At 75.6% G+C, this 17,699-nt stretch carries 10 protein-coding genes and 1 pseudogene; 4 read left to right on the top strand and 7 right to left on the bottom strand.

Going from position 1 to position 17,699, the window contains the following annotated elements; all coding sequences use genetic code 11:
• Positions 1-311 precede the first annotated feature (311 nt).
• Positions 312-968: pseudogene (locus tag ACFT41_RS27320) on the bottom strand (HAD-IA family hydrolase); the annotation flags it as partial.
• 197 nt (positions 969-1,165) lie between these two features.
• Between ACFT41_RS27320 and ACFT41_RS27315 the strand changes: the two are divergent.
• Positions 1,166-2,575: an acyl-CoA synthetase gene (locus tag ACFT41_RS27315; protein ID WP_377588348.1), complete on the top strand. Its 1,410-nt coding sequence runs from the start codon at positions 1,166-1,168 to the stop codon at positions 2,573-2,575.
• A gap of 53 nt (positions 2,576-2,628) precedes the next feature.
• Here the strand turns inward: ACFT41_RS27315 and ACFT41_RS27310 are convergent, their stop codons facing one another.
• Positions 2,629-3,291, bottom strand: coding sequence for a 4'-phosphopantetheinyl transferase (locus ACFT41_RS27310; protein WP_377588347.1), 663 nt, complete (start codon positions 3,289-3,291; stop codon positions 2,629-2,631).
• Positions 3,292-3,468: 177 nt separating this feature from the next.
• On the opposite strand from ACFT41_RS27310, the gene ACFT41_RS27305 reads away from it, so the two are divergent.
• The gene (locus ACFT41_RS27305; protein ID WP_377588361.1) at positions 3,469-3,921 is read left to right on the top strand and encodes a cold-shock protein; all 453 of its coding nucleotides are present in this window, start codon (positions 3,469-3,471) and stop codon (positions 3,919-3,921) included.
• An 82-nt stretch (positions 3,922-4,003) separates the two neighbouring features.
• Here ACFT41_RS27305 and ACFT41_RS27300 read toward each other — a convergent pair whose 3' ends face one another.
• On the bottom strand, positions 4,004-5,407 hold the full coding sequence (locus ACFT41_RS27300) for an AMP-binding protein (RefSeq protein ID WP_377588346.1): 1,404 nt from the start codon (positions 5,405-5,407) through the stop codon (positions 4,004-4,006).
• A gap of 1,226 nt (positions 5,408-6,633) precedes the next feature.
• Between ACFT41_RS27300 and ACFT41_RS27295 the strand changes: the two genes are divergently transcribed.
• Positions 6,634-9,468, top strand: coding sequence for an AAA family ATPase (locus tag ACFT41_RS27295; RefSeq protein WP_377588345.1), 2,835 nt, complete (start codon positions 6,634-6,636; stop codon positions 9,466-9,468).
• Positions 9,469-9,903: 435 nt separating this feature from the next.
• Positions 9,904-12,747, top strand: coding sequence for an AAA family ATPase (locus tag ACFT41_RS27290; RefSeq protein ID WP_377588344.1), 2,844 nt, complete (start codon positions 9,904-9,906; stop codon positions 12,745-12,747).
• A 67-nt stretch (positions 12,748-12,814) separates the two neighbouring features.
• Here the strand turns inward: ACFT41_RS27290 and ACFT41_RS27285 are convergent, their stop codons facing one another.
• The 4 genes from ACFT41_RS27285 to ACFT41_RS27270 all read right to left on the bottom strand — a co-directional run.
• Positions 12,815-14,242 carry a glycosyltransferase gene (locus ACFT41_RS27285; RefSeq protein ID WP_377614027.1) on the bottom strand — a complete coding sequence of 476 codons (1,428 nt, stop codon included), beginning with the start codon at positions 14,240-14,242 and terminating at the stop codon, positions 12,815-12,817.
• Between the two features lie 13 nt (positions 14,243-14,255).
• Positions 14,256-15,089: an ABC transporter permease gene (locus ACFT41_RS27280; protein WP_377588342.1), complete on the bottom strand. Its 834-nt coding sequence runs from the start codon at positions 15,087-15,089 to the stop codon at positions 14,256-14,258.
• Positions 15,086-16,123, bottom strand: a complete 1,038-nt coding sequence (locus ACFT41_RS27275) for an ABC transporter ATP-binding protein (protein ID WP_377588341.1) — start codon at positions 16,121-16,123, stop codon at positions 15,086-15,088. Before ACFT41_RS27275 ends, ACFT41_RS27280 begins: the two co-directional genes overlap by 4 nt.
• Positions 16,124-16,208: 85 nt before the next feature.
• Positions 16,209-17,699, bottom strand: a 1,491-nt coding sequence (locus ACFT41_RS27270) for an alpha/beta fold hydrolase (RefSeq protein ID WP_377614026.1), incomplete at its 5' end; no start/stop codon positions are given.

Raw genomic sequence — 17,699 nt, 5'->3', positions numbered from 1 at the left:
GAGGGCGGGCCCTCGGGGAATCGCGGCGTCATCTGTGCTGGGTGGTGTCGCGGTGCTGGGGATGCGGTGGCGCTGGGGTGTCGTGCTGCGGGTGCGTCGTGGCGGGGTCGGGAAGCGGTCGGGCGGTCGACGCCGGATATCATCCGGCCATCTGAGGCACGAATCAACTCATCGGCTGACGAATCGGGGTGCCGACCGTGATCGAGGCCGGTCGGCAGGGGTGCGGGCCGGTCACCGGCGTGTCCGTCCACCCGGCCCGGTCGGCCGGAAGCACCGGTGCCGGGGGCCAGCGGGTCGCCGGTCGTCGCGCCGGGGGCCGGGCGGCAGAGCGGCAGCAGCTCCCCGAGCCCGGCCAGGACGACGTCCGGGCCGGCGGCGAGCAGGGTATCCGGGTCGGACTCCCCCCACAGCGCCGCCACCGCGACGACCCCGGCCGCGCGGGCGCTGGCCAGGTCGCTGGGCGCGTCGCCGACCATCAGTGCGGCGGCCGGCGCGACGTCGAGCAGCTCCAGCGCCCGGCGCACGATGTCCGGGGCCGGCTTCGGGTGGGCCACCTCGTCGGAGCCCACCACGTGGTCGACCAGGCGAAGCAGGTCCAGCCGGCCCAGCAGGTCGCGGGCGCGGACCCCGCTGCGGCCGGTCGCCACGGCCAGCCCGATCCCGCGCCGGCGCAGCGCGCCGAGCAGGGCGGCCACCCCGTCCACCGGCGTGACCAGGTGTGCCAGCCGGTTGCTCTCCCGCACGAAGGGATCGGCCATGGCCGCCGGGAGGCCCATCAGCCGGAGCACGTCGGGCAGGTAGCGGCCCGGGTGGCGGCAGTATTCGTCGACGGGCGCGACGCCGCCGCCGACCACTTCGGCGTACGCGAGGGTGAACGCCTCGCGGGCCACGGCCAGGCTGTCGACAAGCACACCGTCGAGGTCCAGGACGACCGCCCGGACTCCCCCGGGCGCCCCGGACCGCCGCACCGCCCCACCGGCCCACCGCCCCACCGGCGTCACCTCCCCACGCACGCGCACGACACGCCCGACGCCGGCCGTAGGGGTGGCCCGCCCCGGGCACCCCGACTAGCGTCGGGTCGCCGGGAACCGCCGGGCCGGGCCAGCCGCGACGACTCGACCGGCCGGCGTCCCCGCGAACCCTACCGGTGGAGAGGTGCGTCCACATGCCGCTGCTGAGCTGGCTGTCCGAGTCCGCCGACGACCGTCCGGACGCGGTCCGGGTCGACGACCGGGCCGTGTCCTGGGTGGAGCTGCGCCGCCTCGCCACGGCGGTGGCCGACGACCTGGTCGGCGTGGACCGGGTGGCCGTCGAGGCGACGCCCACCCTGGAGACGGTGGTCGGGGTGGTCGGCGCGCTGCTGGCCGGCACGGCGGTCGTGCCGGTGCCGCCGGACGCCGGGCCGATGGAGCGGGACCACATCCTGCGCGACTCCGGCGCGACGGCGCTGCTCGCCCCGGCGGGCGGCGGCGGTCCGGGCGGCGGCGGGGGCCCGCTGGTGATCCCGGTCGACCTGGCGCGGCGGTCGGACACCGTCCATCCCGAGCCAGACTCGGCCGCCACCGCGCTGATCCTCTACACCAGCGGCACGACCGGGGCGCCGAAGGGCGCGGTGATCCCCCGGCGGGCGGTCGCCGCCTGCCTGGACGGGCTCGCCGACGCCTGGGCGTGGACACCCGAGGACCTGCTGGTGCACGGGCTGCCGCTGTTCCACGTGCACGGCCTGGTGCTGGGGGTGCTGGGGCCGCTGCGGCTGGGCAGCCGGCTGCACCACGTGGGCCGGCCGCGCCCCGAGCGGTACGCGGCGGCGGGCGGCACGATCTACTTCGGCGTACCCACGGTCTGGTCCCGGATCGCGGCCGACCCGCAGTCGGCGCGGGCGCTGCGCCCGGCGCGGCTGCTCGTGTCGGGCAGCGCGGCCCTGCCGGCGGCGGTCTTCGCGGACCTGGCCGCGCTCACCGGCCACGAGGTCGTCGAGCGGTACGGGATGACGGAGACCCTGATCACGGTGAGCGCGCGGGCGGACGGGCCGCGCCGGCCGGGGACGGTCGGCGTGCCGCTGCCCGGGGTGCGGACCCGGCTGGTCGACGAGCACGGCGCGGCGCTGCCCGCCGACGGGGTCGCGATGGGCGAGCTCCAGGTCGCGGGCGCGACCCTCTTCGACGGCTACCTCGACCGGCCGGACGCCGACGCGGCCACCCGCACCCCGGACGGCTGGTTCCGCACCGGCGACGTCGCCACCGTCGGCCCGGACGGGTGGCACCGGATCGTCGGCCGCGCCGCCACGGATCTGATCAAGAGCGGCGGGTACCGGATCGGGGCCGGCGAGGTGGAGGACGCCCTGCTGGCCCACCCGGGTGTCCGGGAGGCCGCCGTGGTCGGCACCCCGCACCCGGACCTCGGCCAGCAGGTCACCGCGTACGTGGTGGGCGACGGGGTGGACGGCCCGGAGCTGATCGACTTCGTGGCCCGCCAGTTGTCGGCGCACAAGCGGCCCCGCGAGGTCCGGCTGGTCGACGCGCTCCCCCGCAACGCCCTCGGCAAGGTGCAGAAGACCCGGCTGGTGGCGGACTGAGCCGAGGCCGTGCCGGGGTCCCGGCCCGACGGCGACCGGCGGGCCGGTCGGGCTCAGCCGGCGGTGGCGGGGATGCCGATGGCGGTGAGCACCAGGCCCCGGTCGACCAGGAACCGGCCGCGGAAGGCGGTCACCGGGGCGCCGCCGAGGACCGGACCGGGCACCAGCAGGTGCGCGACGAACGTCCCGCCGGTGTCGACGACGATGTCCGCCTCGGCGAAGTCCAGCCACCGCCCGGTCAGCGGGAACCACGCCTTGTAGACCGACTCCTTGGCGCTGAACAGCAGGCGGTCCCAGCAGACCCGGGGGTGGGCGGCGACCAGCGCGGCGGTGCGGGCCCGCTCGGCCGGCAGCGCGATCGCGTCGAGCACCCCGTCGGGCAGCGGCGCGTGCGGCTCGGCGTCCACGCCGAGGGTGGCGAACGCCGTGGCGCGGCCGAGGACGGCCGCCCGGTAGCCCTCGCAGTGGGTCATGCTGCCGACCACCCCGGCGGGCCAGACGGGGGCGCCGCGCGCGCCGGAGACGATCGGTACCCCGGCGATGCCCAGCTCGCCGAGCGCGCGGCGGGCGCAGTGCCGCACGGTGGTGAACTCCCGGCGGCGCTTGTCGACGGCGTTGGCGACGAGCCGCTCCTCCTCGGGGAACAGGGTCAGGCCGGCGGGGTCGGTGAAGGACTCGGCCACCACTGCGGCCGGGGGGAGGATCTGCTCGATCACAGCCGCCGATGCTAGGCCGCCGCGGCGGGCCGCGCCGACCCCCTCCGCCGGGCGCGACGCGCCGATAGGGGTGGGTACGGGTGGAGGCCGGCGGGGGAGAATGCCACCCTGAGGGGTGCCCCGGTCTGGTTGGTCGGGGGTGTGCAGTGGTCTTTGGTCTGAGGAATGCGGGTGGCGATGCTGACTGGCAGGGTGGTCCGGTTCGACGAGGTGCGGGGCTATGGCTTCATCACTCCGGACGGCGGCGGAGACGACGTGTTCGTGCACGCCAACACGGTGGACGGCGACAAGTGGGCGCTGGGGCCCGGCGTCCCGGTGGAGTACGAGGCGGTGGAGAACGAGCGCGGTCCCAAGGCGCTGACGGTGCGCGTGCTCGGGCCCGCCGTGGCGGGCGAGCGGCCCGCGCCGGTCCGGACGGTCGCGCCGTCGACGGGGCGCGGCCACGAGCCGGGGCAGGACGGGATCGAGGACGAGGAGGGCCTCTGCGACGTGCTCTCCGAGCGGTCCTTCGGCACGGAGACCACCGAGGCGCTGCTGGTCTCCGTGCCGGACCTGACGGGGGCGCAGATCGTGGCGGTGCGCGCCCGGATGCTGGCGCTGGCACGGCGGCACGGCTGGGTGGAGGGCTGAGACTTCCGCCTCCCCGGCGCGGGCGGGTTTCGGTCCCGGTCCGGCGGGTCCGGCGGGTCCGGACGGTGCGGCGGGTGCGCGGTCAGCCGGCCGCGATGAGCAGCGACTTCCTGATCCGGCCCTGCGCGCTGCGGGGCAGCTCGTCGACGAAGTGCACCCGGCGGGGCCGTTGGCCGGCCGACAGGTGGCGGCCCACGTGGTCGATGAGCGCCTGGGCGGTGAGCCCCTCGGCGGCGACGACGTACGCGGTGACCTGCTCGCCCTGCGCCGCGTGCGGGGTGCCCACCACGGCGGCGTCGCGGACCCCGGGATAGCTGAGGAGCACCTCCTCGACCTGCCCGGCGTGGACCCGGCGGGTGCGGCCGTGCACCACGTCGGTCCGTCGCCGCCCGATGATCCGGTGCGAGCCGTCCGCCGCCACGGTGGCGAGGTCTCCGGTGGCGTGCCACCCGGCGGCGTTCGCGCACCGGCCCCGCCCGTCGACGTACCCGCTGGACAGCGTCGGGCCCCGGATGCTCAGCTCGCCGACGGACTCGCCGTCGGCCGGCACCGGCCGGTCGTCGCGGTCGAGGATCCGGGTCTGCACGCCGGGCAGGGGCGTCCCGGCAGCCCCGGCGGCGCAGGGCACGCCGGCCCGCCCGGTCACCGCGATCAGGGTCTCGGTCGTGCCGTACCCCTGGATGAGGGAGTGCGAGGTGAGCAGGCGGAGGCGTTCGGTCACGGCGGGGGCCAGCGGGGCGTCGGCGGAGACCAGGATCCGCGCCTCGGACAGCGACCGGGCCCACGGGCGGTCCCGCGAGATGCGCGCCCACTGGCCGGGTACGGCCAGGTACATGGTCCCGACCGGGCCGGCAGCCGCGTCCCGGTCGAGGTGGACGAAGCGGCTGCCCACGCGCAGCGCGCCGAGCAGGCCCACCACCAGGCCGTACGCCCGGAACAGCGGGGCGCCCTGGACGAGGACGTCCTCGCCGTTCCACCGCCACGCGTCGGCCAGCAGGTCCAGATCGGCCGCGATGGCCCGGCGGGAGATGCGCACCCCCCTCGGTGGCCCGCTCGCGCCCCCGGTGTAGAGGATCACCGCGTCGGCGTCGGTGGGCGGCTCCGGTTGGTGGGCCGAGGAGCGCCGGTTCAGGTCGACGGGGACGGTGGCCAGCCCTGCGCCGACGGCCCGGCCGGGGGCGTCGGACGCGTCCCGGCCGAGGAGCACGCTCGCGCCGGACTCCCGCAGGATGCGGCCGCGCTCCCGCCCGTCGGCCCGGGGCGGCAGGGGCACCAGCGGCACGCCGGCCTGGACGGCCCCGACCATCGCGACGACCGTCTCCAAGCTGGGAGTGGCGTCGACCGCGACCGCGGCGGCGCCCCGGATCCGGTCGGCGACCGCGTTCACGCAGCCGAGCAGGGCCTCGCTGGAGAGCGTCCGCCCGGCAACCCGGACGGCATCGGGGCGGTCCGCGCCGCAGGAGCGTAACGCCGGCAGCAGTGTCATCCGCCCTAACCTCTGTCGAGGGCGCCGACGAGCCTCGGCAGTGGCAGGGACATCGCGGCCACAGAACCCTTCGCGTCATGGGTGCGGAGCCCCATATCCGGCCATCCCCGCGTGCTGCGGGTGCCCCGAAATTAGGCTGCGCTATCGCCGGGCACAACCCCTAGCCGTGCCGCGCCACGCCCACCGCGACGCGGGGTCCCGCCGCTACCGGTGGGCGGGCGTGCCAGGCAGGATCCCCGCCTGACCGGGGCCGGCCACCGGTGGCCCGGCGGCGCCATTCCGTGCACCGGAGCGCCGACGTCGGGGCATCCCGGGGGCGACGAAATGGAATTGCGGTACGGCCGCACGGATAGCGCAACCTGCCCGAAACGGGAATCGGATACATTGACTCCCACCACACACTCGGGTTCCACCACGATTGACTCCAGCCACTGCTGGCGGCGCGCTCGCCACAGTCGAATCGCGTATAACCCGCATTTAATGGCAAAGACGTCGTTTGTTTTTGAAGCGCCCCTAATCGGGCAAGCAGGCGTCGATGCTGTCGAAGGGGACGTCGCGTTCCCGCACTCCCGCCCGGCACCGCCGGCAGGGCCGGCCCTCGGCGAAAAGGTCGCGCTGGGCGAAATGCCGCAGGCATCGATCGCCGCCGCTCACGCGCGCCCGACCGCCGGGCCGGACGGCGGGCCGGGGGTGGACCGGCGACCCTCCCGCACAGCGCCACGGGGAGCGCTCCCTTGGGGGCAACGGGGCCGAACAGCCCTTTCCGCCCAATGGTCGGCAAGCCCCGAAAACGGCATCAACCGACCGGAGAAAGGCTCACGTATCACTTTGTGAATTCACCCGACGACGGTCCGCTGTCGGGTACACCGACGCAGCCCACGCCAACCGAAGGCGCCAAACCGATGTTTGCCCATCCTTTACAACCTTCGGCTTGCCGCCCAATTGCCGGACTGCCATACTCCCACCATGCACGGCGGTCGATAGCGGGGGGATGCGCCCGAACGGGCCCTAGAATTGTCGAAGGCGCTGGTAGGGCCCCGATCCAGGAGCGTCGGCCAGTCAAGCCAATCGATGGCCCACCGCGAACGCGTGACGGCCGTCTATATTCGCCAGTACGGGAATGGGTCGAAAATTGCCGGTCTCCGATTTCGTCAGGTTCGATGGCAGACCAGGGGAGGTGGCGCGCCCGTGACGGCTGGCCCCGCGCGCCTTCCGAGGCCACGCCCATGGAGCTGAGCGAACGGTCCCACCAGCTCGACCTTCTGGCCCGCCGGCTCGGCGACCTGCGCCGTCCCACCGGTCCCCTCGCCGACGCCCGACCGGTGATCGCGCTGGCCGGCCCCGTCGGCGCCGGCAAGACCACCCTGTTGCAGGCCTTCGCCCGGCAGGCCACCGACGCCGGTGCCCGCTTCCTCGGGGCGAGCGCCTCGCGGGCCGAGCGCACCGTACCGCTGGAGGTCGTCCGCCAGCTCGTCCGCGCGGCTCCGCCGGACGACGCCCGCGCCCGCCTCGAACGGCTGCTCGACCAGGGCGCCCTGACCTGGTCCGACGCCGACGACGACCAGGAGGGGCCGGCCCGGACCATCGCGGCGATCGGCGGCGCCCTGCTGGAGCTGGCGGCCCGGGATCCCCTGGTCGTCGGGGTCGACGACGTCCACCACGCCGACATGCCGTCGCTGCGCTGCCTGGACTACGTGGCCCGGCGTATCCCCGGCCTGCCCGTGCTCATCGTGCTGACCGAGGCGCCCCGGACCCGGCCGTGGCACCCCGAGGTCTACGCCGAACTGCTGCAACCCGCACGGCTGCACCGGATCCGGATCCCCCTGCTCACCCCGGACGGGACGTACCGGGCCCTGGCCGACCGGCTCGGCGTGCCGACGGCGGGGAGCCTCGCCGAGGAGGCGCACCGGATCAGCGCCGGCAATCCCCTGCTGGTGCAGGCGCTCGCCGACGACCACCTGGCCGCCGCGCCGCGCGGCACCGCCCGACCGGAGGCCGGCGAGGCGTTCCGGGAGGCCGTGCTGAGCTGCCTCTACCGCTGCGAGCACCTGGTGCTCAAGGCCGCCCGGGCGCTCGCGGTGACCGACGAACCGCTGCACGGCGCCCTGCTGCCGCAGCTCGTCGACGTGCGCGCGGAGTCGGCCCTGCGGGCGATCGACGAGTCCACCAGCGCCGGCCTGATCGTCGAGGGCGGGCTGCGCCACCCCGCCGTCGGCCGGGCCGTGCTCGACGGCACGACCGCCGAGGAGCGCGCCCGGCTGCACCAGCTGGCCGCCTGCCTGCTGCACGAGGACGGCGCGCCGCCGGTCCTGGTCGCCCGGCACCTGCTCCAGACCGACGAGCTGGCCGAGCCGTGGATGGCCCGGACCCTGCTCGACGCCGGTGAGCAGGCGCTGCTGGACGGTGACGTGGACACGGCCCTGCGGTTCCTGCGCCGCGCCAACCGGGACTGCGCCGACGAGTGCCTGCGGGCGCGCGCCCGCTCCGCCCTCGCCCGCGCCGAGTGGCGCCTCGACCCGCAGGCCGCGATGCCCCACCTCCAGGGGGTGGCCAGCGCCGTCCGGGCCGGACACCTGGGCAGCAGGCAGGCCGCCGGGCCGATCCAGTACCTGCTCTGGCACGGCCAGATCGACAAGGCCGTCGAACTGGTCCAGCACCTGGGCGACCGCGCCGACAGCAACGACCCGCGCTCCGCCGCCGAACTGCTGGTCACCAAAGGCTGGATGGCCACCCTCTACCCCGGGGTGACGGTCGACCACGCGGCCCCCGCCCCGGCCAGCCGGGACCCGCTGACCATCGCGAAGGTGAAACGGCGGCTCCAGGGCGTGACCATGCTGGCCTCCGTGCTGGAACGGGGCGACGTCGGCGCCGTCGAGGACGCCGACCGGGTGCTGTCCACCGTCGGGCTGGACGACGAGCGGGACATGTGGACCGCCATCTGCGCCCTGATCACCATGATCTACGCCGACCGGCTGGACCTGGCCGGCGACTGGTGTGGGCGGCTGGGTCGGAGCGCCACCGCCAACCGGCATCCCACCCCGGCGGCGGTGCTGACCGCCCTCGAGGCGGCGATCGCCGGCCGACGCGGCGACCTGCCCCGGGCGCAGAAACTGGCCGACGCCGCGCTGACCCAGCTCTCCCCGAAGGGCTGGGGCGTGGTCATCGGGATACCGCTCGCCATCCGGCTGCGGGCCCTGACGTTCCTGGGCGAGCTCGACGCGGCGGCGGCCTGCCTCCAGGTTCCCGTGCCCCAGGTGCTCTTCGAGACCCCGTTCGGGCTGCACTACCTGCACGCCCGGGGGCTGCACGCGCTGGCCGCCGGCAGCCCGGAGGGCGCCCTGGCCGACTTCCAGCTCTGCGGGCAGCTGATGACGGCCTGGCGGCTGGACCTGCCGGCGCTCATCCCGTGGCGCACCGAGTCGGCCCGGGCCCTGCTGCAACTCGGCCGCCGGCAGCAGGCCGAGAAGCTGGTCCGGGAGGAACTCGGCCGGCTACGGCCCGGCCACGTGCGGTACCGGGCCGCCGCGCTGCGGGTGCTGGCGGCGGCGGAGGACGGCCGGGACCCGATCCCGCACCTGCGCGGCTCCGTTCGGCTGCTGCGCCAGTGCGGCGACCGGATGGAGCTCGCGCACAGCCTCACCGACCTGGGCCACGCCTACCAGCAGGCGGGCGACCTGCGGCAGGCCCGCAAGGCGGCGCGGGCCGCCCGGACGCTGGCCCAGGAGTGCGGCCTCCCGCCGCTGCGGCCGGCCGCCGGCAACTCGCGCGGCGGACCGGCCGGCACCGATGTGGCGGTGCTGGTGGAGGGGCTCAGCGACACCGAGTCGAGGGTGGCCACCCTGGCCGCGCAGGGCCACACCAACCGGGAGATCGCCGAGAAGCTCTTCCTGACGGTCAGCGCGATCGAGCAGCGGCTGACCCGCATCTACCGCAAGCTCGACGTCGACTCGCGCCGGCAGCTGGCCGTACGGCTGCGGTTGGACCGGCCCGGCGCGATGCCGGCGGAGCGCCTGGGCACGCCCTGGACGCCCCCCGGACGCAGCGACGACGCCCGGCGCTGACCGGCGCCATGCCCCGGTGGATGTGCGCCGGGACCCGATCATATGGCACCATCACCCCGCTACGCCGACACCTGTCGTACGTCCCGTCGACACATGCCGCCGACCGGCCCGCACCGACCCCCCTTGCGGCGCCGCTGGCAACCCCTAACGGCCACCCGGATCCGCAGGTTCACCCGCGAAACGGTGGGGTCTCGCGCCCGTTGTCGCGCACCCGGCCCGGTGCCAGACTCGCCTGGACATCCGGATCGCTCGGTGGGGCGCGCGGTCTGGTCAGGGACAGTTCAGGTCCACCCGGCATGGCGGCCCGGTGCGCTCCACCCCTACCCGGTGCGACGGGTGGGCGTGGTGGAGGGGCGGCTGTCCGGCTTGGGGGGGCGGTGTCGGTCAGCGCCGGTGATCCCGGCCCGGCACCGCGTACGAGAAGGGCTGACGCGAGTGGTGCTGGTGCAGCGGGAGGAACAACTCGACCGGCTCCGGAGGGCGTTCGACGCCTGCGCGGAGCAACCACGCGGACATGTCGCGCTCGTGACGGGTGCGGTGGGCAGTGGCAAGACGAGTCTGTTGGAGACGTTCAGCGAGTGGGCCGCAGCCGCCGGGGGGCGGGTGCTCGGCGCGGCCGGGTCGCGGGCGGAACGCGGACTCCACCTGGGAGTCCTGGGGCAGCTGTTCCACAGTGCCCGGTTGGACCAGGAGGCGGCGATCCGGATCGAGAACCTGATGCGGGACGCCGCCTTCGCCGTACCCCTGCCGGAGCCCGGCGGGGACGCGGCCGGCGGGGCGGCCGACGGCGACCGGGTCTGGGCGCCCCTGCTGCACGGCCTGTTCACGGCGCTGCTCGACCTCGCCGACGCCGGGCCGCTGGTCCTCGCCGTCGACGACGTGCACCACGCCGACCCGGCGTCGCTGCACTGCCTGCTCTACGTCACCCGCCGGCTGCGGCACGCCCGGATCATGGTGGTGCTCGCCGAGGCGTCGACGCTGCGCCCGTCGCACCCGCTGTTCCGCGCCGAGCTGCTCAGCCAGCCGTACTTCTCGCGGATCGGCCTGCCGCCGCTGACCGTCGACGGGATCGCCCGGCTGGTCGACGCCGACGGCGGGGCCCCCGCCGTCCGGGAGACGGCCGAACGCTGCCTCAGCATGACCGGAGGCAACCCGCTGCTCACCCGCGCCCTGCTCGACGAGCGGTCCCCCGGCGGGGCGGGCGACGAACGCGCGGACCCGACCGGCGGCGACCCGTTCGACCAGGCCGTCCTCGGCTGCCTCTACCGGCACGAGCCGGGGGTGCGGCGCGTCGCGCAGGCCCTCGCCGTGCTGAACCGTCCCGTGCCGGCCGAGCTGCTCGGCCACGTCCTCGACGTGGTGCCCGAGTCGGCCGCCCCGGCGCTGCGGGTGCTGCGCACCTCCGGGCTGATGGAGTCCGACCAGCTGCGCCACCCCCGCATCCTGCGGTCCATCCTGACCGACATGTCCCCCGAGGAGCGCCGCAGCCTGCACCAGCGGGTCGCCGAGGTGCTGCACGAACACGGCGCCGAGCCGGGCGCGGTGGCCGAGCACCTGGTCGCCGCCGCGTGGGCGGACGCCGCCTGGGTCGTGCCCGTGCTCTCCGACGCCGCCGCGCAGGCCCTGGCGTCGGGCCGGCCCGACGTGGCGGCGGCCTGCCTGCGCCTGGTCACCCGCGCCGAGGTCGACGAGCGGCAGCGCACCGCCACCACCGCGATGCTCGTCAACGCCCGGTGGCAGGTCAACCCGCTGGCCGTCAACGGGCACCTGACCGAGCTGGTGGAGACCGCGCGGGCCACCGGGTGGTCGACCGGTGCCGCCCTGTCCACCGTGCCGTTCCTGCTCTGGCAGGGGCGGGTGGAGGAGGCCACCGAGGCCGTCAGCGGCTTCTCTCCCGACGACGACCACGGCCCCGCCGCCGGCCTCGCCGGCCGGCTGCGGGCCATGCAGCTGCTGGTCTCCCTCACCCACCCCGACCAGCTGGCCTCCGTGCGGGAGACGCCGAGCACGTGGAGCCGGGCGGCGACCGCGCCGACGTCGATCAGCCCGCAGTTGCAGGCGGTCACGGTGCTCGGCACGGCGCTGCTGCCGAGCGCCGACAACGACACCGTGGCCACCGCCGAGCAGCTGCTGCAACGGCACCACACCGACGACGGCGCGCTGGGGCTGCTCACCGCCCCGCTGCTGGCGCTGCTCTGGTCGGGCCGCTGCGACCGGGTCGTGGCCTGGGCCGACATCCTGCTCAACCGGCCGGCGGTCCGGCACGCCCCGGTGTGGCGGGCCGTCGTCCGGGCGGTCCGCGCCGAGGCCGCGCTGCGGCTGGGGGACCTGCCGGGCGCGGAGAACCACGCCCGCGCGGCGCTGGAGGACACTCCCGCCCCGGCGTGGGGGGTGGCCATCGCCGGGCCGCTGGCCACGCTGATCGCCTGCGCGACCGAGGCCGGCCGGTTCCCCGAGGCCGACCGCTGGCTGGCCCACCCCGTCCCGGCCGGCATGTTCCGCACCCCGCTGGGCGTGCACTATCTGGCCGCCCGGGGCCGGCACCACCTCGCCATGGGGCGGCCGCACGCGGCGACCGCCGACCTGCGCCGCTGCGGGGAGCTGATGCGCGGCTGGGGCACCGACGTGGCCGGGCTGGTGCCGTGGCGGCTGGAGCTGGCCCGGGTGCAGCTCAGCGTCGGCAACAAGACCCACGCCACCCAGCTGTTGCAGGAGCAGCTGCGCGTCGCGCACGGGGTCGACGACCGGACCCGGGGGCGGTCGCTGCGGCTGCTCGCCACCACCGCCGCCCCGGACCACCGACGCAAGCTGCTCGGCGAGGCGGTCAACCTGCTCCAGGGCTGTGGCGACCGGCTGGAGCTGGTGCGGGCCCTCGGCGACACCGGCCAGAGCCTGCAACGGGCCGGCGACTCCGCGCGCGCCCGGCTGCTGGTACGCCGGGCCTACCAGCTGGCCCAGGACTGCGGGGCGTCGGTGCTGGCCCAGCGGCTGATCCGGCGGGACGCGGGCGGCGGCCTGCCCGCGTACCCGGCCGAGGCCGAGGCGCCCGAGCCGGACGACGGGCTCAGCGAGGCTGAGCGTCGGGTCGCCGCGCTGGCCGCGCAGGGGCACACCAACCGGCAGATCTCCAGCAGGCTGTTCATCACGGTGAGCACCGTGGAGCAGCACCTGACCCGGGTCTACCGCAAGCTGGACGTCAAGCGGCGCACCGACCTGCCGGCCCGGCTCGTCGCGTACGCCGAGCCGCTGGCCGAGGAACCCCAGGGCGCGGCGTCCTGACCTGAGCGGGGGGCGGCGCGGTGGGTGACCACCGCGGCGCCCCTTTCCGCGTACGGGAGGACGGTGCTCAGCCGGCGGCGGGCGCTACGGCGCGGCGCGACGCCGCCGCCTCGTCGCGGTGGCGCAGCACCAGGTCGGCGGCGGCGGTGACCCCGCCGGCCTGACGCAGCCGACGGCTCCACAGCGTCGCCCGGTCCCGGAAGGTCCGCTCGGTCAGCAGCCGGCGCAGCTTCGCCACGATGTCGTCGACGTCGAGGGTGTCGTCGTGCTCGGCGGCCAGCGCGATGCCCGCGTCGACGACCCGGACCGCGCCGTCGTGGCAGTCGAACCAGAACGGCAGCACCAGCTGCGGCACGCCGAACCAGGCCGCCTCGTGGATCGCGTTGGCGGCGGCGTGGTTGAAGAAGACCCGCACGTGCGGGTGGGCCAGCACCTCCACCTGCGACGGCAGCCACGACTCGACGCGCAGGTTCGCCGGCAGCTCCCCGGCCGGCGGCAGGTGCCGCTGCTGGTCGGCGGGGAGCTTCCACAGCACGTGGTGCGCGGGGCCGAGCCGGGCGGCGACGTCGACGAGCGCGGCCACCTGGGCGGCACTCGGGCGCATGATGGTGCCGAACCCGACGTAGACCACCGACCCGTGGGCGTCGAGCCAGCCGCGCAGCGCCGCGCCGTCGGGGCTCGGGACGATCTCGGTGGGCACCATCGAGCCGACCGTGCGCAGCGTCGCCGGGGCGGTGGCGAACGGATACTCCAGCCCGAAGACCGTGTACGCCAGCAACGCCCGCGCCGCCTGTGCGTACAGCGCGGGCCGCAGCTCCACGTTGGGGATCCCGGCGGCCCGGCGGCGCTGCGCGGCGGCGGTGTTGCGGGCCAGCCGCTCCGGCTCCATCAGGGTCTTCAGCAGCGCCTCCCGGTGGCGGCCGTTGGCGGCCTGCTGGCTCGGGCTCATGTGCAGCGGCAGCCCCGACAGCGGAACCGGGTACGTCGGCGGCAGGCTGTCCTGGAGGAAGTTCGACGGCGGCACCGACACGCTGATCACGAACGGCACGTCCCGGACGGTCATCGCGTCCATGCCGAACGAGGCGAACGAGTCGACCACGGCCAGCGCCGGTGTCACCTCGTCGACCAGCGTCAGGCAGCGCTCGTACAGCTCGTGCAGGTGGTCGTAGTCGACGGAGGTGTCGACGTACGTCGCGAAGTTCTCCACCCGGCTGCCGGCGGACATCCGCCGGTGGGTCTCGTCGTCCCAGTGCTCCGGGCGCACCGCCAGGCGGGCCGGCCCCAGCGACAGGAAGCGCAGCTCCCCGCCGCCGGGCAGCCCCTCCACGTCGGAGCGCCGCTCGTCGGTGCAGGCGAAGAAGACCCGGCGCGTCCCCCGGCGCTTCAGCTCCCCGGCCAGGGTGAACAGCGGGTTGAACAGCCCGGAGCTGCCCGAGGTGACGATCAGCAGCGGGCCCTCGTCGGCCGTCGTCGCGCCGGCCGCCTGAGTCGTCATCGCGCCGGCCGCCTCAGTCCATCGCCCGGCGCATGAAGCCGCGGATGCCGATGACGCTGAACAGCACGAACACCCCGGCCAGGACGATCAGGTCCAGCCACAGCGGCACCGACTGCACCCCGGGCGGGGCGACCAGCGACCGGGTGGCCTCGCTGACGTAGGTGAGCGGGTTGAGCGCGCAGATCACCTGGAACCAGGCCAGCTGGTCCAGGGCGCGCAGCGGGAACTGGGTGGCGCCGGTGAACATCAGCGGGGTCATGGTCACGGTGAACATGATCTGGATGCGGTGCGGCGGGACGAGGGTGCCGAACGTCAGGCCCAGGGCCGCGCCCACCATCGCCCCGGCCGTGAGCACCCCGAGCACCGGCAGCAGCGTCGACAGCGGCCAGGTGACGCCGAGCATCAGCATGCCGATGGGGATCAGCACCACGCCGGCGATGACCCCCCGGATCGCGCCGAAGACGATCTTCTCGAACGCGACCAGCGGGATCGCCATCGGCGAGAGCAGCCGGTCCTCGATCTCGCGGGTGAAGGAGAAGTCCATCACCATCGGCAGGGCGGTGTTCTCCAGGCCGATGAGGAACGCGTTGAGCGCGATGATGCCCGGCAGCAGCACGTTGGCGAAGTCGTTGCTGGCGTACCCGAGGCTGGTGAGGACCTTGCCGAAGATCAGCAGCATGAACAGCGGCTGGAGGAGCACCTGGGCGAAGAACGCGCCCAGCTCCCGGCTGGTGACGAACATGTCGCGCCAGAGCACCGCCCGGAAGGTGGCGAGCTGGTCCAGCCCGCCTACCGGCGCGGCCGGCGCCACGGCGGTCGACGGGGTGGCGGGTGCGGTGACGCTCACCGAAGTTCCCTTCCGGTCAGGTGGATGAAGACGTCTTCGAGGCTCGGCTGGCCGATGCTGAGGTCACGGACCTCGCAACGCAGGTCGGTGAGGATCTTCAGCGCCATCGGCACGGCGTTGGCCGGCGCGGTGCCGGTGTAGAGGCGGAACGCCCATGTGGCGTCCGGGTCGGCGGGGGCGTCCGGCGCGGGCATCGGCGGCATCCCGGGGAACATCGGCATCCCGCCGGGCGGGCCGCCGGCGCGCAGCCGCTCGACGCGCTCCACGTCGGCGACGTTGCCCAGCGCCGCCTGCACGTCCTCGGCGGGGGCGCCGGCGGCCACCACCAGGGTCAGCGTGCTGCTGCCCGGCAGGGTGCGGGTGAGCGCCGCCGGGGTGTCCAGGGTGAGCAGCTTGCCGTGGTCGACGATGCCGACCCGGTCGCAGAGCTTCTCCGCCTCGTCCATGTCGTGGGTGGTCACCACGACGGTCACCCCGGCCTGCTTCAGCTCGGCGATCCGGTCGTGCACGAACAGCCGCGACTGCGGGTCGAGGCCGCCGGAGGGCTCGTCGAGGAAGAGCACCTTCGGCGCGTGCATCAGCGCCCGCGCGATCATCGTGCGCTGGGCCAGGCCGCCGGAGAGGAAGTCCGTGCGGGCGTTGGCGAAATCCTTCAGGCCCATCTGCTCCAGCAGCTCGTCGGCCCGCTTCGTGCGCACCGACCGGGACACCCGGTGGTACGCCGAGTGGAACAGCAGGTTCTGCCGCACGGTCAGCGCCCGGTCCAGGTTCACCCGCTGCGGCACCACCGCCAGCAGCTGCCGGGCCGAGGCCGGCGAGCGGACCACGTCCGCCCCGCACACGACCGCCCGTCCCGAGGTGGCCCGCACCCGGGTCGTCAGCACCCCGATCGTCGTGGTCTTGCCCGCGCCGTTCGGCCCGAGCAGACCGAAGACCTCACCGGCGGCGACGGAGAAGCTCAGCCCGTCCACCGCCGGCGGCATGTTGGGCTGGTACCGCTTGACCAGCTCCTCGACCACCACTGCCTCGTCCACGTCGCCATGCTCCCGTCCTGGTCCCTGGTGGGACAGATGTCAATCGCTTCGATAGGGGGCGCTAGGGGCCCGCCAGGGGCGCGCCTCACAGGCCCCGGGCGGCCAGCCACTGCTGCACGGTGGCGGCCAGGTCGGGGCCCCGCTCGCCGACCATGGTGAAGTGGTCGCCGGCCGCATCCACCGCCTCGTGCGGGTACGGCCACCGCGACCGCCACCCGTCGGGTTCGCCGTGCCACTGCCCGAGCGGCCGGGTGGCCCGAACCAGCAGCGTCGCCGAGTCCATCGGGGCGGGCTGCCAGGTGAGGAACAGCGGCAGGTAGCCGGCCCACGCGGTGGTCCGGCAGTCGTCCATCGGGGTGTACGCGCTGTCCCGCTCGACCATCCCGTCGAGCAGCTGCCCCGTCCAGCCGCCGAGCACCTCACTGTCGGCCGGGTAGGTGTCCATCAGCACCACCGCCGCGGGCGGCCGGCCCTGCCGTTCCAGCTCCCGGGCGAGCACGTTGGCCACCATCGCGCCGCCGGAGTGTCCGGCGAGGACGAACGGGCCGCCGCCGACCGTCCGCAGCACCGTGTCGGCGTGCACCCGCAGCAGCGCGTCCAGGTCGGCGGGGAGTTCCTCGCCGACGGCGAAGCCGGGGTTGGGCAGCGCCCACACGTCGCGGTGGCCCCGGAAGCCGGCGGCGACGCGGGCGTACTCGTGCGGGCCGGAGAGCAGCGACATGGTGCAGCAGCACACGATCGGGGCGGCGCCGGTGCCGCCCTCGGCGAGCCGCAGCATCCCGGCCGGGCGGCTGAGCTGGCCGGGCTCGGTGAAGCTGGGGCGGAACTGGGCTAGCTTGACCAGCAGTTCGGCGTACCCGGCGGCGTCCTCGCGGGCCCTGGGCTGGCGGAACAGGCCGCCGAGGATGCCGCCCGCTCCCTCCGGCGTGCCGTCGCCGGAGCCGGCCGCCGCGTCGCCGGCCGCGTCCGCGCCGAACAGCTGGCCGAGCAGGTGCCGGGCCAGCGCCGTCGGGGTGGGGTGGTCGAACAGCAGGGTGGCCGACAGCTCCGCCCCCGTCTCCTGGCGCAGCGCGTCGCGCAGCTCCAGCGCGGTCAGCGAGTCGAAGCCCAGCTCCAGGAAGTCCCGGTCGGCCTCGATCGCCCCGGGCGACGGGTGCCCGAGCACGGTGGCCACGTGCGCCCGGACCAGGTCGAGCAGGATCCGGTGCCGGTCGCCCGCCGCGCCGGCGGCGAGCCGGTCGCGCAGCGCCCGCGCCGGGTCGGCCACCGCGCCGCCGGCCGGCCCGTCCGCGCCCCCGGCGGCAGCGGCCTCGGGCACGCCGCGCAGCAGCGGGCTGGGGCGTACGGCGGTGAAGGCCGGCACGAACGTGGGCCAGTCGAGGTCGGCGACGGCGACGTGGTCGTCGCCGTTGCCGAGCGCCTGCGCCAGCGCGGCGAGCGCCAGGTCGGCGGCCAGGGGCCGGACGCCCCGGCGGCGCAGCTGCTCCGGTTCGGCGACCTCGTCGACCCAGGGCACCCAGGCCACGACGGTGGCCGGCCGGCCGGCGGCGCGGCGGCGGGCGGCGAGGGCCGCGAG

It is taken from the genome of Micromonospora sp. NPDC057141 (assembly GCF_042670805.1).
Taxonomy (GTDB): domain Bacteria; phylum Actinomycetota; class Actinomycetes; order Mycobacteriales; family Micromonosporaceae; genus Micromonospora.
Note: the sequence above shows the minus strand (reverse complement) of the source record. Positions and strands in the feature narration are given on the sequence as shown.

What these genes read in the sequence shown, in the direction of transcription:
- ACFT41_RS27315 (WP_377588348.1), top strand. Translation starts at nt 1,166, where the DNA reads ATGCCGCTGCTGAGCTGGCTGTCCGAGTCCGCCGACGACCGTCCGGAC.
- ACFT41_RS27300 (WP_377588346.1), bottom strand. Translation starts at nt 5,407, where the DNA reads ATGACACTGCTGCCGGCGTTACGCTCCTGCGGCGCGGACCGCCCCGAT.
- ACFT41_RS27295 (WP_377588345.1), top strand. Translation starts at nt 6,634, where the DNA reads ATGGAGCTGAGCGAACGGTCCCACCAGCTCGACCTTCTGGCCCGCCGG.
- ACFT41_RS27305 (WP_377588361.1), top strand. Translation starts at nt 3,469, where the DNA reads ATGCTGACTGGCAGGGTGGTCCGGTTCGACGAGGTGCGGGGCTATGGC.
- ACFT41_RS27285 (WP_377614027.1), bottom strand. Translation starts at nt 14,242, where the DNA reads ATGACGACTCAGGCGGCCGGCGCGACGACGGCCGACGAGGGCCCGCTG.